The 14,630-nt window shown below is 47.2% G+C and carries 13 protein-coding genes; 4 read left to right on the top strand and 9 right to left on the bottom strand.

What is annotated here, in order from left to right; genetic code table 11:
• Window positions 1–25 precede the first annotated feature (25 nt).
• The 5 genes from iolD to C8D85_RS12840 form a co-directional block, all read right to left on the bottom strand.
• Window positions 26–1,876 (bottom strand): 3D-(3,5/4)-trihydroxycyclohexane-1,2-dione acylhydrolase (decyclizing), encoded by a 1,851-nt coding sequence (gene iolD / locus C8D85_RS12860; protein ID WP_133563354.1) that lies wholly within the window; start codon window positions 1,874–1,876, stop codon window positions 26–28.
• Window positions 1,877–1,900: 24 nt separating this feature from the next.
• The gene (locus tag C8D85_RS12855; RefSeq protein ID WP_133563352.1) at window positions 1,901–3,811 is read right to left on the bottom strand and encodes a bifunctional 5-dehydro-2-deoxygluconokinase/5-dehydro-2-deoxyphosphogluconate aldolase; all 1,911 of its coding nucleotides are present in this window, start codon (window positions 3,809–3,811) and stop codon (window positions 1,901–1,903) included.
• 317 nt (window positions 3,812–4,128) lie between these two features.
• On the bottom strand, window positions 4,129–5,139 hold the full coding sequence (iolG, locus tag C8D85_RS12850) for a bifunctional inositol 2-dehydrogenase/D-chiro-inositol 1-dehydrogenase (protein ID WP_133563350.1): 1,011 nt from the start codon (window positions 5,137–5,139) through the stop codon (window positions 4,129–4,131).
• 48 nt (window positions 5,140–5,187) lie between these two features.
• Entirely contained in the window at window positions 5,188–6,084 is an 897-nt protein-coding gene (locus C8D85_RS12845; protein ID WP_133563348.1) for a sugar phosphate isomerase/epimerase family protein, read from the bottom strand.
• Window positions 6,085–6,106: 22 nt separating this feature from the next.
• On the bottom strand, window positions 6,107–6,910 hold the full coding sequence (locus C8D85_RS12840; RefSeq protein WP_133563346.1) for a TIM barrel protein: 804 nt from the start codon (window positions 6,908–6,910) through the stop codon (window positions 6,107–6,109).
• 395 nt (window positions 6,911–7,305) lie between these two features.
• Between C8D85_RS12840 and C8D85_RS12835 the strand changes: the two genes are divergently transcribed.
• Genes C8D85_RS12835 through C8D85_RS12825 form a run of 3 tightly spaced genes read left to right on the top strand, consistent with a single transcriptional unit; the run spans window position 7,306 to window position 10,903 of the window.
• On the top strand, window positions 7,306–8,232 hold the full coding sequence (locus C8D85_RS12835; protein ID WP_133563344.1) for a sugar ABC transporter substrate-binding protein: 927 nt from the start codon (window positions 7,306–7,308) through the stop codon (window positions 8,230–8,232).
• 48 nt (window positions 8,233–8,280) lie between these two features.
• Entirely contained in the window at window positions 8,281–9,828 is a 1,548-nt protein-coding gene (locus C8D85_RS12830; RefSeq protein WP_133563342.1) for a sugar ABC transporter ATP-binding protein, read from the top strand.
• A 28-nt stretch (window positions 9,829–9,856) separates the two neighbouring features.
• Window positions 9,857–10,903 (top strand): ABC transporter permease, encoded by a 1,047-nt coding sequence (locus C8D85_RS12825; RefSeq protein WP_133563340.1) that lies wholly within the window; start codon window positions 9,857–9,859, stop codon window positions 10,901–10,903.
• Window positions 10,904–11,012: 109 nt separating this feature from the next.
• On the opposite strand, the gene C8D85_RS12820 is transcribed toward C8D85_RS12825, so the two are convergent.
• Both C8D85_RS12820 and C8D85_RS12815 read right to left on the bottom strand, forming a co-directional pair.
• Window positions 11,013–12,041, bottom strand: coding sequence for a LacI family DNA-binding transcriptional regulator (locus C8D85_RS12820; protein WP_133563337.1), 1,029 nt, complete (start codon window positions 12,039–12,041; stop codon window positions 11,013–11,015).
• Between the two features lie 43 nt (window positions 12,042–12,084).
• Window positions 12,085–12,276: a hypothetical protein gene (locus C8D85_RS12815; protein WP_133563335.1), complete on the bottom strand. Its 192-nt coding sequence runs from the start codon at window positions 12,274–12,276 to the stop codon at window positions 12,085–12,087.
• 236 nt (window positions 12,277–12,512) lie between these two features.
• Between C8D85_RS12815 and C8D85_RS12810 the strand changes: the two genes are divergently transcribed.
• Window positions 12,513–13,370, top strand: a complete 858-nt coding sequence (locus C8D85_RS12810; protein WP_133563333.1) for a MurR/RpiR family transcriptional regulator — start codon at window positions 12,513–12,515, stop codon at window positions 13,368–13,370.
• 122 nt (window positions 13,371–13,492) lie between these two features.
• On the opposite strand, the gene iolB is transcribed toward C8D85_RS12810, so the two are convergent.
• Together iolB and C8D85_RS18085 are read right to left on the bottom strand one after the other, a co-directional pair.
• Window positions 13,493–14,329, bottom strand: a complete 837-nt coding sequence (gene iolB / locus C8D85_RS12805) for a 5-deoxy-glucuronate isomerase (RefSeq protein ID WP_133563331.1) — start codon at window positions 14,327–14,329, stop codon at window positions 13,493–13,495.
• Window positions 14,330–14,456: 127 nt separating this feature from the next.
• Window positions 14,457–14,603: a hypothetical protein gene (locus tag C8D85_RS18085; protein ID WP_162847587.1), complete on the bottom strand. Its 147-nt coding sequence runs from the start codon at window positions 14,601–14,603 to the stop codon at window positions 14,457–14,459.
• Window positions 14,604–14,630 lie beyond the last annotated feature (27 nt).

The following is a 14,630-nucleotide window of genomic DNA, read 5'->3' as shown; positions in this document are numbered from 1 at the left end:
TTCTCCGCTCAAAAAAGTGTTGGCATTAAAGGTTTTTAAATTGGCGAGCTTTATGCTCTTCGTAGACTTTGCGTGCGTCTCGAACTTGTTCACGTTCAGACACTTCCGCAACGGCGACATCCCACCAGTGACCACCGCTGTGCGTGACGATGGTTGGATCTGTGTCGATCTCAATCAAATAGCTAATAGGAGAGGCTTTGGCGCGAACCAGAGCCGCCTCAAGTTCTTCGATGGTGGTGACTTTCTCACCGTTAGCACCAAGGGCTTTGCCATGGGCCACGAAATCGGTTTTCGGTGCGCCTTCTTCTGTGGTTAAGCAGTCTTCCAGCATGTTGTTGAAGCCTGGTCCACCACAGAACTGTTGTAGGCGATGGATACAGCCGTAACCGCGGTTATCGAGCACCACGAAGATGACTTTCAAACCTAACATCACCGATGTGGCAATTTCTGAGTTCATCATCAGGTAAGAACCATCGCCCACCATGACATAGACTTCGGAATCGGGGGCGGCCATTTTGGTACCAACGCCACCAGCGATCTCATAACCCATGCAAGAGTAGCCGTATTCCATGTGGTAACCACGGCTGTATCGAGTACGCCATAGTTTTTGCAACTCACCTGGTAAGCCACCAGCAGCACACACGACGATGTCTTGTTCACCAGCCGAGCGGTTCACTGCACCAACGACTTCGCCATCACTCGGAAGGGAAGTGCCGCGATCGCGAGTGGCATCTTCAACCGCTGCATGCCATGCCAGACGTTCTGTTTCTGCACGGTCTACCCAAGCGCCGGCCGCTTCATAGCCTGAAAGTGCCTGAGTCAGCATCGGCAAGGTCAACTTAGCATCGCCGACCAAAGAGACGGCTTTGTGTTTGACTGCATCAAACGAAGCAACGTTCAGAGATAACAACTTCGCTTCTGGGTTGATCAGAGAACGAGAGCCCGAAGCAAAGTCGCCAAGGCGTGTGCCAACAGCAATGATCAAATCGGTTTCAGCGCATAGACGGTTTGTGGATCCCGCACCGGTGACACCGATTGAGCCCATGTTTTGCTGATGATCCCAAGGTAGAGCACCTTTACCCGCTTGTGTTTCACCCACAGGTAATTTCAGGGCGCTGACAAACTCATCAAACTCACTAAGAGCACCAGAGTAATGAATGCCACCGCCTGCAATCACAACTGGGTTTTTGGCTTGTTTGATTAGCTCAATGGCTTGAGCCAATTCGAAGGCATCTGGTCCTTGGCGGCGCAAACGGTGTACTTTCTCTTCGAAGAACGACTCTGGGAAATCAAACGCCATCGTTTGTACATCTTGCGGCATACCAAGTGTCACAGGGCCACATTCAACCGGATCAGTTAAAACACGCATGGCTTGTGGCAATGAAGTCAAAAGCTGCTCTGGGCGTGTAATACGATCAAAGAAGCGGCTTACAGGACGGAAGCAATCATTAGACGTCAGTGTGTGATCATGGAAATTTTCCACTTGTTGCAACACTGGATCTGGCATGCGCGTAGCGAATGTATCACCTGGCAAGAACAACACAGGAATACGGTTTACATGAGCCACCGCCGCAGCGGTCACCATGTTGACTGCACCAGGTCCAGCTGAAGCGGTGCAAGCCATCATTTGTTGACGGTTTTTAGTTTTAGCGAAGGCGATGGCAGCGTGAGCCATCGCTTGTTCATTATGCGCTCGGTAAGTTGGTAGCTGATCTTTTACGTGGTAAAGCGCTTCACCTATGCCTGTTACGTTGCCGTGACCGAAGATCGCCCACACACCGGCAAACATTGGTTTGATGCCTTCGTCAGTTTCTACTTTTTGCGCCATTAAGTAGCGAATTACCGCTTGCGCCATGGTCAATTTAATCGTGTTCATCATGATTCCTTTATGCCATTCCTGTTAGTGGCGGTCTTTCCAGTAGGAAACCAACTCTAAATAATTTGATACACATGCTTCGATTAGCTGCTCGTCATTAAAGCGTCCAGCTAACCACTCGCGGCTAGGCGCGCCAAAGATAGAGCGACCAACGGCAAAGCCTTTTACAATGTCGAAGCCTGCGCTGTTAGCAAAGCCTTGTTTCAGCTCGTCCATTGGCGCATCAAGCCCCAACATCACTACGCCTCGGCAATGAGCGTCGAATTGCTGAATAATCTGAGTGAGGGACGTCCAGTTACTTGGTGATTGTGGCGGTAGCTTCCACCAGTCTGGCCTCACACCTAGGTTGTAAAAACGCTGTACAGATTCGGTGTACACGGATTCGTCGTGTTCTTTGTCACGTGGAGCAATGATTTCTAATAACAATTCATGTCCCGACGCGCAGCAGGCTTGGTAAAGCTCAATCACTTGGCGTTCCTGTGTTGCGCGCAGTTCTGCTTCGTCTTGGTTGTGGTAAAACACTAAACATTTGACGATGTGCTCTTTTGGCCAAGACTTCAAACGTGAGCCGATGCTTCGACCGCCTTCTAGTTCGATAGGACGAGAACTTGGTAGTTCTACTGGACGACCAATCCACATACCTTTGCCTGTGACATCATTCAAAGCATCTTGACCGTAGGTGCCATCAATGAGAACGCCGTATTGACTGCTGCCTATTTCTTTAACGCCCGCTTCAAGAGCTTTTACTAATAGTCGTTTAAGTGTTTTGATTTTCGCTGGATCAACGCCTTCTTCTTTGGCCATATCGAACAGTTGTTTACGATGGTCAAAGGCAAAAATGCATAGGTCTTGCCAGTCGTATGGCAAACGTTCAGTGGTAACTCGGTGCAAGTGATTCAGCTCTGTATCCAGGTCTGGACGTGGGATCTCGTGAGCATGCTCTAGGTAGTAATCCAGCTCTTCTGCACTTGGGATAGCCGGAGCGCAACCATGACGAGAAACAACCAAAGCACCGCAGGCATTGGCGTAGTTGCAGCATTGTTCTGGTGTTTCGCCACGAATCCAACCGCGAAGAAAACCACTCATAAAGGCATCGCCTGCGCCTAGAACATTGAGTACATCGACGCGTACGCCAGTGTGAACCACAAAGTCATCTTCATTAGCAGGGATGCTGCCTTCTATTACGGTACAGCCCTGCGCGCCAAGCTTAAGAACAATCGTTGCGTTGCTCAGCTCGCGAATTTTCTTCAATGCTGTAATCGTGTCGGTACTGCCACCTGCAATGTGAACTTCTTCTTCTGTGCCAACGATAAGGTCGAAATCGCCCAGAATACCTTGTAGGTGTGTGGTGACCGCTTCATTCGAAATAAAACGTGTTTCGCCATCGCCAGGGTTGGTTAATCCCCAAAGAACAGGGCGGTAGTCGATATCCAACACGCACTTAGTTTGGCGTTCTTTAGCGTATTGAATAGCTTGTTTACTGGTGGCGTAAGTGCTCTCAGTTGAGAAATGGGTGCCGGTAATCACAAGAGCTTTGGCTGACCCAATGAAGTCGGCATCGAAGTCTTCTGGGCTAACCGCCATGTCTGCACAATCGTTGCGATAAAAAATAAGAGGGAAAGTGTCTTGGTCTTTGATACCTAGGAGAACTAAACCGGTAAGACGTTGTTCGTCGGTAACAACATGGCTGGTATCACAACCCACACGATCCAGTTCTTCTTTTACGAAGCGGCCCATGTGTTCATTGCCCACACGAGTTAGCATGGCACTTTTTAGACCCAAGCGAGCTGTTCCATAAGCAATGTTTCCAGAGGAACCACCTAGGTATTTAGCAAAGCTTGAAACGTCTTCTAGGCGACTGCCAATTTGCTCTGCATAAATATCGACTGCAGCGCGACCAAGACAGATTAGATCTAAGTTTTTATCGCTGGGCATGGTGCTCATTCTCCCGTGTCAGCTAAATTGTCTGATCCTTGAACTGCCCATTGAGTAAGACAGTGTGATCATTTGTTATTGTTAGTAAGTATGTTGTCTAGATTAGAATAAAAATTCTATTTTTTCAATTGTTTGGAAAATATTTTTTCAGGTTTTGTTTATAGACTTATTTGTTTATTTTTTTCAATTAAATCAATGTCTTAATTGTTTTTGTTTGTGCCGACAGTATTTCTTTATGAAATGGAACGGAATATTTATTCCAAAAAAAGGCTGCTCGAAAGCAGCCTTTAGAACAAATAACATTCCAGTGGGTAATATTAACGATAAAACTCTGGAGTTTCTGGCATCTCAATAGGCTCAATCAAGCCTGACTCTTGAGCTTTCACGCAGGCGTCCGCTGAGACTGCTGCAGCAAGGCCGCTCCAAGAGTTTGGTCCGGTTAAGTTTTGAGTTGCCACACCATCGATAAAGTCCTGTAGCTCAACATCGTAGGCTGCGATAAAGCGATCTTTCCAGTCGGTTAAGATGCTTTGGCCTAGTTGTGCGTTCTTACGCAGAGTCAATGCCTGCGGTTCTGGTAAGTTGGCGATGCCTTCTTCACCGACTACTGAACACTGGATGTCGTAGCCGTATTGACAGTTAACGAAAATCTCTACGTCAATACGGATGCCTTTTTTAGTTTCCAGCATGACAATTTGTGGGTCGGCAACTTGGTCGTGGGCATGTTTTGACTTACGTGGGAAAACCACTTGTGCGGAGACGTAGTCGTCATCCAGCAACCAACGGAACACATCAAGCTCGTGAATAAGCGTGTCATGAATGGCCATTGGCGTGATGTATTGCTCAGGCACAGTTGGGTTACGGTGAGCTGCGTGAATCATCAGTGGTGCGCCGATTTCGCCTGCATCAATGGCTTCTTTTAATAGCTTGTAACCCGAATCGTATGGACGCATAAAGCCCACTTGAACCAGTTTCTTGCCCGCGGCCATTTCGGCCTCAACAATATTGCGACAGCCTGCGGCTGTGGTCGCTAACGGCTTTTCACAGAATACGTATTTGCCTGCTTTGATTGCTGCAACTACGAATTCTTCATGCGCTGGCCCCCAGCAAGTAACGAGTACCGCATCAACACCGCTGTTGGCAATTAACTCATGTCCATCTGCGTACACTTCAGCGTTTAGGCCAAGGTCGGATTTTACTTTGTGTGCGCTGTCTGCGTTGACATCGGTTAGGGCAATCACTTCTGCACCAACTAATGTTTGGGTGATGCGACGAGTGTGGTCCGCGCCAATAGCGCCTGTTCCAATGACACCGATTTTAATAGTCATGAATGTATCCTCTGTAATTGTTCTTGTTTATTTAAGGTAAGTGGTGCCTTAGCCCCAGTATTTATTGATGTAATGTTGCATTCGATCACGCATAAAACGGGCGGAGTCATCGGCGCGTTCTTCCCAGGCGAAGACGCAGCTGGATAGCACACCGTCAAAGCCAATCTCATGCAGGGTTTTGAAGAACACATCCCAATCGATTTCCCCTTCGCCCATGTCCAAATGCTGATGCACTCGGGCGTTTGAGCCTGGTGGGTTGACGATGTAGCGCAGCTGTGACGAACCTTTATGGTTAAAGGTGTCGGCCACACGAACGTGCACGAGTTCACCTTGGGTCATGCTAATGGTCTCAGCCAAATCGTCCCCGTAGTAAAACGAGTGCGGCGCGATGTAAGACGCTTTTAACGCTGGCGAATTGATGGTTTTGATGATCTCGATGGCGGGACTCATTTCTTCCACCCAATCCTCTGGATGTGGCTCAACACTTAACACCAAGCCTTCACGCTCAAGAATCGGCACCAATTCATCCATGGAGCGCCAGAACGCATTTTCACAGGCTTCTGGTGTGTGGATGCCTTGACGGTCCACGTTAGAACGCTCTGGTGAACCACCACGACCAAATTCAGAAATTAACAATGGATTGTCTAACTCCACTGCAATTTCAATCATGCGTTTCCAGTTATCCATGGCCACTTGGCGCTCGTCCTCGTAAGGGCTCGACCAGCGGTACATGGGTTGAATGGTGGCCAAGCCAACATCGTATTCCTTCATGGCTTTTTTGAAACTGGCCAAGCGTTCTGGGTAAACTCGTGGGCGGGTCCACCATTTAACAAAGTCATCTCGTGGTGACATTTCAATGTAGTCAAACCCCATTTCTTTGGTCGCACGGCACAGCTGTTCCAAAGACAAGTGGCGGTGCATATACGGATCTAGTGCAATTTTCATCAGACTTCCTCCACAGAGACGCTTACGCCAGCGCTTTGTTCACGTATTGAATGCTGTCTTGCACGGCACCTTCGATGTCTTGCAAGTTCCACACTTTTTCAGAGAACGGTTCAAATGAAACAGGGCCGTCAAAGCCTGCATCAAGCAGAGTGCGAAGTTGTTCTACATTGCTAAGGCGATCTTTTTCACCCACTAGAACTCGATCTCCATCAAGCATGTCTTCAAAGGTGATGTCGTCTTCAAGACCAGAGATATGAACTAGGCCAGTACGTTCAGGGAAAAACTCGTCTTCTCCTGCACCTTTGTGGTGGAAGGTGTCGTGTACCAGTGAGAAACGCTCGCTTTCACCGATTTCATCAATAGCTTGCAGTGCAAGGCGCTTAGAACGAAGAGATGAGATAGGGAAGCCAAGTGGCTCGATAAAGCCGTGTAAATCAAATTCTTTCAATACTTTGGCAAGCTCAGTAAGAGCGTATTTGAGATCTTCGTAACTGACGGCTGTGCCGTCGTTGAGTGGGCAGCAGACTAGGCCTTCTGCGTTAGCGGCTTGAGCAAGCTTAGCCAACTCGCGAGTTTGAGCTTCGCGTTCGTCATTCCAAACATTGAAAGGGTAAAGGGCGTTGATAGAAAGGACGCGAATACCTAGCTCTTTGGCTTGTTGGCCTGCTTTGAGGGCGGTGTCTAGGTCCGTCAGGCTGTTGTCACCCACGTCGTTTCGAAACTCAACTGTCTGTGCTTTGAGTTTGCCTGATAGGTCAAGAAACTCAGACACAGTAAAAGATGGGCAGACCATGTGGTTTAAGCCAAAGCGTGGTTGCATAGACATATTGTTCACCTCTAGATAAAGGCGCGTAAACCATGTTTCGACTGATCATGTTTTACGCAAAGTGGTTTTTAGAATTATTTTTCGTGATTGATACTAGCGAGGATGATTTTTTAACGTCAATCTAATGATGTCGTGATAACATCAATTTCTATCAAAAAACATCAAAAACGTATTTGCGAAAAAAACACGTTAAATGATTGTTCCAATCCCTTGACAAAAATCCTGAATCAGTCCAAATTGGAACATATGTTCTAAATGGTAATTTTTTTAGAACGATCGTATTCGAAATGTAAACAAACATTTCGTCTGTTTAAGCAACATGCTTAGACGCGTTTTACCGGAAACAATAAAAACAAATAGAACACTCAGTGTTCATTTTTCGAGGAAATCGCACAATGAAAAAACTAGCTCTTACGGCTTTAGCATCTGGCATGATGATGTCTTCTGTTCACGCAGCGGACTTAACCATCGGTGTGTCTATGGCACTTTTTGATGACAACTTTTTGACGACCCTTCGTAACGGTATTCAATCCGCTGCAGAAGAGCAGGGCGTTGATGTTCAAATCGAAGATGCCAAGAACGAAGTCGGTACACAGCTAAACCAAATTCAAAACTTCATCGCTTCTGGCGTTGATGCCATCATCGTTAACCCTGTGGATACGGATGCCACCATTTCCATCTCTGATGACGCACAAGCGGCTGGCATTCCACTTATCTACGTTAACCGCCAACCAATCAACGTTGATTTACTTCCTGATAACCAAGCGTTCGTCGCATCCGATGAGCGAGTCTCCGGTACCTTGCAAACACAAGAGGTTTGTCGCTTGATGGGCGGTAAAGGTAACGTTGTTGTCATGATGGGTGAGTTAACTAACCAGGCGGCCTTGCAACGCACGCAAGATATCCATGATGTGATTGCAACACCTGAATGTTCTGGCCTTAAGGTGGTAGAGCAGCAAACAGGTATGTGGTCGCGCACTCTGGGTAGCGACTTGATGACGAACTGGATTTCTGCAGGCATCCAATTTGATGCAGTGATCTCAAATAATGATGAAATGGCCATAGGTGCGATTCAAGCACTTAAAGCAGATGGTCGTTCAATGGACGATGTAATTGTTGCAGGTATCGATGCGACAACTGATGCTCTAGCAGCGATGAAAGCAGGTGACTTAGATGTGACGGTTTTCCAAAGCGCTGAAGGTCAGGGTCGAGGATCGGTTGATGCGGCAGTGAAACTTGCTAAAGGCGAAGATGTGGACCAGAAAGTATGGGTTCCGTTTGAGCTTGTAACACCTGAAAATCTAAACAATTACTTAAAGTAATTGTTTAACCCGATGTAAAAATAAAATAACAAGAGGAGGGATTGCGTTATGAGTAGCGCAGCAGTGGTGGAAGCCATGCCTACGAGTGGCGTAAGTCCCCAGGCACAAAGCTCAGAGTACGTCCTAGAAGTCGTAGACGTGCGCAAAGAGTTTCCTGGGGTATTAGCACTCGATAATGTCCAGTTAAAGATTCGGCCTGGTACGGTTCACGCTCTAATGGGTGAGAACGGTGCGGGTAAATCAACCTTGATGAAGGTAATCGCTGGTATTTATCAACCCGACCAAGGAGAGGTGCGCCTTCGTGGTGAGCCGGTCACCTTGGAAACTCCTCTTAAAGCTCAAGAATCTGGTGTCGCCATGATTCACCAAGAGCTGTTATTGATGAACTCCATGACGGTTTCGGAAAACATCTGGATCCGTCGTGAACCTCGCAACAGTTTTGGCCTGATTGACCATGATCGAATGCGTGGCATGACGGTCGAACTGTTTGATCGACTTAACATCCGCTTAAACCCTGATGCTGAAATCTCAACATTGTCGGTGGCGAACCGTCAGATGGTTGAAATTGCGAAAGCGGTTTCATTTAACTCTGACGTACTCATCATGGATGAGCCAACATCAGCGATCACTGAAACCGAGGTAGCGCACCTTTTCGAGATTATTCGTGACCTACGCAAACGCGGCATTGGTATCGTTTACATCACCCACAAAATGAACGAGTTGTTTGAAATTGCGGACGAGTTTTCAGTGTTCCGTGATGGCAAATACATTGGTACGCACCTTTCCTCTGAAGTGACCCGTGATGACATCATCAAAATGATGGTGGGCCGAGAAGTCTCACAAATGTTTCCGAAGGAAGAAGTTGAGATTGGCGATGTCTTATTGTCCGTTAAAAACCTTAGCCTAGAAGGCGTCTTTCATGACATTTCCTTTGATGTTCGCAAAGGCGAGATTCTTGGATTGGCAGGATTGGTTGGCGCAGGGCGCTCAAATGTTGCCGAAACGATTTTTGGTGTGACACCTGCGACGTCTGGCCAGATCTTCATTGAAGGTGAAGAAGTTAATATCAAGAACCCGCACGATGCGATCAGACAGGGCATGGCATTCTTAACGGAAGACCGCAAGGAAACAGGGTGTTTCTTGCCGTTAGATATTCAAGAAAACGTTCAGTCAGCCGTGTTACACGATAACTATGTGAATAACGGTTTTGTCGATCATGCGGCTTTGGAAAAAGAGTCTGCTGAGTTGTGTAAAAAGCTTCGTGTGAAAACGCCAAGTATGCACGAGGTGATCGAAAACTTATCCGGTGGTAATCAGCAAAAAGTATTGATTGCTCGTTGGTTGCTAACCCACCCAAGAATTCTGATTTTGGATGAACCTACCCGCGGTATCGATGTGGGGGCGAAATCTGAAATTCACGCCTTGATCTCTCAATTAGCCCATAAAGGTGTGGCTGTGATCATGATTTCATCTGAGCTACCTGAGGTATTGGGAATGAGTGACCGAGTGCTGGTTATGCATGAAGGTCGCTGTACTGGGATCCTTGATCGTGATGAAGCGGACCAAGTGTCCGTCATGAGTCTGGCTGCGAAATAGTTTTTAATGACAAGAATAAGAGATTGATATGACTACTTTAGACAACACAGTTAAGCCTGCCGCGGTAGACACTGGGGCAGAAAAGCAGAAAAAACCACTTCCACCAGAATTGAGTATCCTCGCCGTATTGGTGGGTATCTCAGTTATGTTTGAAATTTTGGGCTGGATGTTTGTTGGACAAAGCTTCCTAATGAACATGAGCCGAATCCAAATCATCGTATTGCAGGTTTCCGTAATCGGTATTATTGCCATTGGTGTCACCATGGTCATCATTACCGGGGGGATCGACTTATCCTCTGGCTCCGTTGTTGCTATGACCGCCATGATCGCTGCCACCTTTGCCCAGACCAGTGCTTGGCCAAAGGTGATCTTTCCAACACTGACTGACTTGCCATTTGTTGTGCCGTTAATCGTTGGTCTAGGTGCTGGTGCGTTGGCAGGCTTTATCAACGGGTGGTTGATTACCAAGACGAAAATACCACCATTTATTGCAACACTTGGGATGATGGTGTCGGCTCGTGGTATCGCTCGCTGGTACACAGATGGTAGCCCTGTATCGGGTTTCACAAAAGATTTCGCTGCACTGGGTAATGCTCTAGATCGCTGGATGCCTGTTGTAATCTTCCTTGCAGTAGCGGTTATTTTCCACATCGTGATGCGCTACACCCGCTTTGGTAAATTCACCTACGCCATTGGTGCTAACCCACAAGCCGCTCGTGTATCGGGTATCAACATCGACATGCACCTTATCAAGGTCTACACCATTGCCGGTTTGCTAACAGGTTTGGCTGCGATGGTTGCCATTGCCCGTATCAAAACAGCACAAGCTGGTATGGGTTTGATGTACGAGCTAGATGCCATTGCGGCTGCCGTTATCGGTGGTGTGTCTTTGTCTGGTGGTCGTGGTCGCATCGCGGGAACCGTGATTGGTGCCTTGATTCTAGGTGTGATGCTGTCAGGCTTCACTTTCCTACGAATCGATGCTTACTACCAAGATATCATCAAGGGTGCCATCATCGTTGTTGCAGTAATCGTTGACCAACATCGTCAGGGTAAACTGAAGAAATCCACTTAGCGATGCTCCATCCAGGCATCCTTTTAAAGGCCAATCGCTCTGAGCGATTGGCCTTTTTTATGGAGTCATCACAAATGTTAGGTTTGGAGTAGGGGAGCTAGATAAACGCTTATAAATTTTCAGCGACGTGCAACTCAACGGTAAGTTGAAGCGCTGGCTGAGGCGTGATGTGTTTTTGAGAGAGGGCTTGCGTAAAGGTCTCAACCACTGCTTGAGCGATCTTGGAGACTGGTGTGGCAATGATCATATCGATACAGCCATCACTTAGGGCAAGGCGTGTGCTACTCATCAGTTCGTTACAAATTAAAGTAATGCTTTGGGCTTTTTGCGCTTCACGAATGGCTTTAATAATACCTTCCACTCCGCCTCCAGCACTGTAAATCGCGCTGATGTTTGGAGCTTGTGCGATCAAGTCTTTGGTGGCTTGATAGGCGAGCTGGTTATCGTCTAGATTGACTTGGGGCGCTAACAAGTTGAAGTCATGCTGAATTTCGCGGAAATAACTGATAAAGCTGATCTCCGCAATGTCCTGATTTAAGTAGCTGTGGCTGCCGAGCAAAATGCCCACGTCCCCAGGTTTTGCTAAGCGATTGATTGCCCACGCGGCAGTACGCCCCGCTTTGCGGTTATCGACGCCGATATGGCGTGTGCAAGTAGAGGTAGACAACGGCGAGAGCAGTGTCAGTACGGGAATGTTTTGCCCCGTAATACGTTCCACTTCTTGATTGAGAAGCAAGTGATCGAGGGCGACGACAGCCATCGCATCAGCGTGCTGGCTTTCTCGCTCCAGCTGTTCGGTGATGTATTCCGGTGACACCTCATCCATAAAGCGGATCGTTGTTTCAAAAACAAAGTCGGTTGCACGGCTGCAGGCTGCTTCAATGGCTTTGCCTAATGCGACATAGAATTCATCATTGCTGCGTTGCAACAGAATAGAAAGGCGCTTTCTGGGTTTGGACTCTCGGACGCGCTGTTTTAGCAAGCCAGCGGCATGATAACCGATATCTTCAGCAGCTAATAAGACACGCTGAGCGGTCACTTCTCTGACTTTTGAGCGTTTATTCAGTACTCGATCCACGGTGGCTGTGCTAACACCCGCCGCAGCCGCTAAATCTTCAATAGTGGGGCGATTTGACATACACCAAGCCTAGTTGAAAGGTGAACAGTAGAGCAGGAGTTGGTTATTCTGCAGAGGAGTTTTCGTCGAAGGTATACCAATACTTCCATAGGCAGTAGAAAAACATGGCGGTAAAAATAACGCCCCAAAAAGGGTTGCCAGTGAGCCATTCTAACGCGCTCCAACCAGCACAAAAAATAGTTATAGCGACACGTCGCCATTTGGGACGGAAAAAGTTCTGTTCGGCATCGTTCACGTTGTGATTCCTATTGTTATTTAAATTGACACACACGCACAAAGCTGTTGCTTCAACGGTACTATAAGATAAGTGAGTACTTAGTCTGCAACAAAATAGACACGGTATAGAGAAGTAAGTTAGAATTTTTATTCTAAAAATGCAACCCATTCATTTCCGTTGTTCGAAACGGACTAGAGTACCATCTGAAGCCCCTGATCAGGTGACTCTAATAATGATAATAAAGTGAGTGTCCTATGTCAGATCTTACGCCAAAGTCTTTATCAGAGCTCAAAGAAACCATTAAACGTGAGCATCCTAATTTAAGTAAGCGTTTACGCCAAGTGGCTGAGTTTGTGATTGATTCCCCAAGTGATGTGGCATTTGGTACGGTCGCGGTGCTTTCCGAACAAGCTGGCGTGCATCCATCTACATGGGTTCGTTTTGCCAACTCATTTGGCTTCAGTGGCTTTACCGAGATGCAAAAGCTGTTTCAGCAGAACCTGATGGAAGAGTCGCCAAACTATCAAGATCGCATCCGTATGGCACGGGATGCTTTAGGAACGAATGATTCTGATCAATCTCCTTACCGACTGTTAAAGCGCTTTTCTGACGCCAATGTGTTGGCGCTGCAACATTTAGCCGAGATTATTTCTACTGAAGAGCTAGAGCGTGCGATTGATGTGTTAGCCAACGCCCATGCCGCTCACATCGTTGGGGTGCGTCGAGCTTTTGTGGTAGCGAGCTATTTCGCTTATGCACTTCGTCATATTGATCGCAAGGCATATTTGGTGGATGGCGTTGGGGGAATGTATAAGGAGCAAGCCAGTACATTAGACGAAAACGATGTTCTGATTGCGGTAAGTTTCCACCCCTACGCTGAAGAAACTCAGGTGGTGGCCAAGGCGGCCGCTGAAAAAGGCGTTCCTTTGATCGTGATTACTGATAACCAAATCAGCCCACTTGCGTCGATAGCGACGGTATCCTTTGTGGTAAAAGAAGCTGAAATCGACTCGTTTCGCTCGTTGTCTTCATCGTTAGTATTAGCTCAAGCGTTATCAATTGGTCTGGCCCACGAACTAGAAAAACGCGAGCAGTTGCCCCTAAAGAGTTAAGCGGCAGCGCTATGGAGTAAACAATAAAAATGCCAACCACGTTTACATGGTTGGCATTTTTTATCAGGGTAACTTTTATCAGAGTAATGCTATTTGGAGTTGAGTCTACTTAGCGTAACGTTTTAGGCACTTTTTTGCTTGGCCAAAACCTCTTTATCTCGCTCGATGATCCACTCGTGATCTTTATCGTTGTGGAAAATCCAGTTTCTCGATGGTCCCGCCATCACGTTCAGATAATAAGACTGATAACCGTGCGGTACGCCGACAGGATGGTAACCTTCTGGCACCATCACCACATCCCCGTCTTCTACAGACATGGTTTCATCTAGGCTGCGATCATCCGTGTAGACTCGTTGGAACACAAACCCTTGCGGTGGATCGATTCGGTGGTAGTAGGTTTCTTCCAGCTGTGTTTCCGCTGGCGCCGCGTCCTGATCGTGCTTATGTGGCGGATAGCTTGACCAGTTTCCGCTTGGAGTGATGACTTCACATACCAACAAACTGTCAGCAGCCAAGTTGCCAAATAACACATTACACACATGGCGAGTATTGGTACCCACACCTCGGGTTTCAAATTGGCAATCAGCAGGCGTGATTAAACGCGCTTGGTAATTGCCTTTGCCTGGTGCTTGGCAAACGGCTAACTCAATATCCGTCAGTGCTGTGTATTCAATGCGATCTTGTGCTGGGGCGTACACAGCGTAAGGAGCTTTTTGATCAAATACTGATTCACGCTCGCCGATGTTTTCCCAACTCTGATCAGCGGTTGCCGCATTTGCTTTACCGCTTAGTAGTACGACACAGACTTCGTTATCCTGAGTTTCCATGGCAAACGTTTGGCCCGCTTTTAGGGTGTGTGCCTGAAAACCTACGTATTGCCAGTTGGCGGATTCTGGGGTGATGTGTTGTGTCATGGTGCTATCAGAAGACAGCGTTTTTTTGGATAGAAGATTTGGCATGCTGGCATCCCTAGTCATTTATTTTTGTCGTATATGAAGAATGTGTTTGCTACCACTAACCTTAAACTATCGGATATTCTATAACAATTAAATTTTGGAATATTTATTTCATTTGTGTTGTCTTTGCTTAATTCCAAATACTCTCAGGCGTAATGACTTCAAAAGGGACTAAACGTTGCTGTATACCGATTGGGTTATGGCCTTGAACCAAGGTCAGCATGACGTCGATCAACTCTTCCGAGATGCGCTGCACCGGATGAGGGAAGGCCGCCATAATATGTCCCTCAGCAATGCCGTGATG

It is taken from the genome of Marinomonas communis (assembly GCF_004363305.1).
Lineage (GTDB): Bacteria > Pseudomonadota > Gammaproteobacteria > Pseudomonadales > Marinomonadaceae > Marinomonas > Marinomonas communis.
Note: the sequence above shows the minus strand (reverse complement) of the source record. Positions and strands in the feature narration are given on the sequence as shown.

Bases quoted from the DNA above. Each gene is read 5' to 3' on its own strand.
- iolD (WP_133563354.1), bottom strand. From the start codon at position 1,876: ATGAACACGATTAAATTGACCATGGCGCAAGCGGTAATTCGCTACTTA.
- C8D85_RS12855 (WP_133563352.1), bottom strand. From the start codon at position 3,811: ATGCCCAGCGATAAAAACTTAGATCTAATCTGTCTTGGTCGCGCTGCA.
- iolG (WP_133563350.1), bottom strand. From the start codon at position 5,139: ATGACTATTAAAATCGGTGTCATTGGAACAGGCGCTATTGGCGCGGAC.
- C8D85_RS12845 (WP_133563348.1), bottom strand. From the start codon at position 6,084: ATGAAAATTGCACTAGATCCGTATATGCACCGCCACTTGTCTTTGGAA.
- C8D85_RS12840 (WP_133563346.1), bottom strand. From the start codon at position 6,910: ATGTCTATGCAACCACGCTTTGGCTTAAACCACATGGTCTGCCCATCT.
- C8D85_RS12835 (WP_133563344.1), top strand. From the start codon at position 7,306: ATGAAAAAACTAGCTCTTACGGCTTTAGCATCTGGCATGATGATGTCT.
- C8D85_RS12830 (WP_133563342.1), top strand. From the start codon at position 8,281: ATGAGTAGCGCAGCAGTGGTGGAAGCCATGCCTACGAGTGGCGTAAGT.
- C8D85_RS12825 (WP_133563340.1), top strand. From the start codon at position 9,857: ATGACTACTTTAGACAACACAGTTAAGCCTGCCGCGGTAGACACTGGG.
- C8D85_RS12820 (WP_133563337.1), bottom strand. From the start codon at position 12,041: ATGTCAAATCGCCCCACTATTGAAGATTTAGCGGCTGCGGCGGGTGTT.
- C8D85_RS12810 (WP_133563333.1), top strand. From the start codon at position 12,513: ATGTCAGATCTTACGCCAAAGTCTTTATCAGAGCTCAAAGAAACCATT.
- iolB (WP_133563331.1), bottom strand. From the start codon at position 14,329: ATGCCAAATCTTCTATCCAAAAAAACGCTGTCTTCTGATAGCACCATG.
- C8D85_RS18085 (WP_162847587.1), bottom strand. From the start codon at position 14,603: ATGGCGGCCTTCCCTCATCCGGTGCAGCGCATCTCGGAAGAGTTGATC.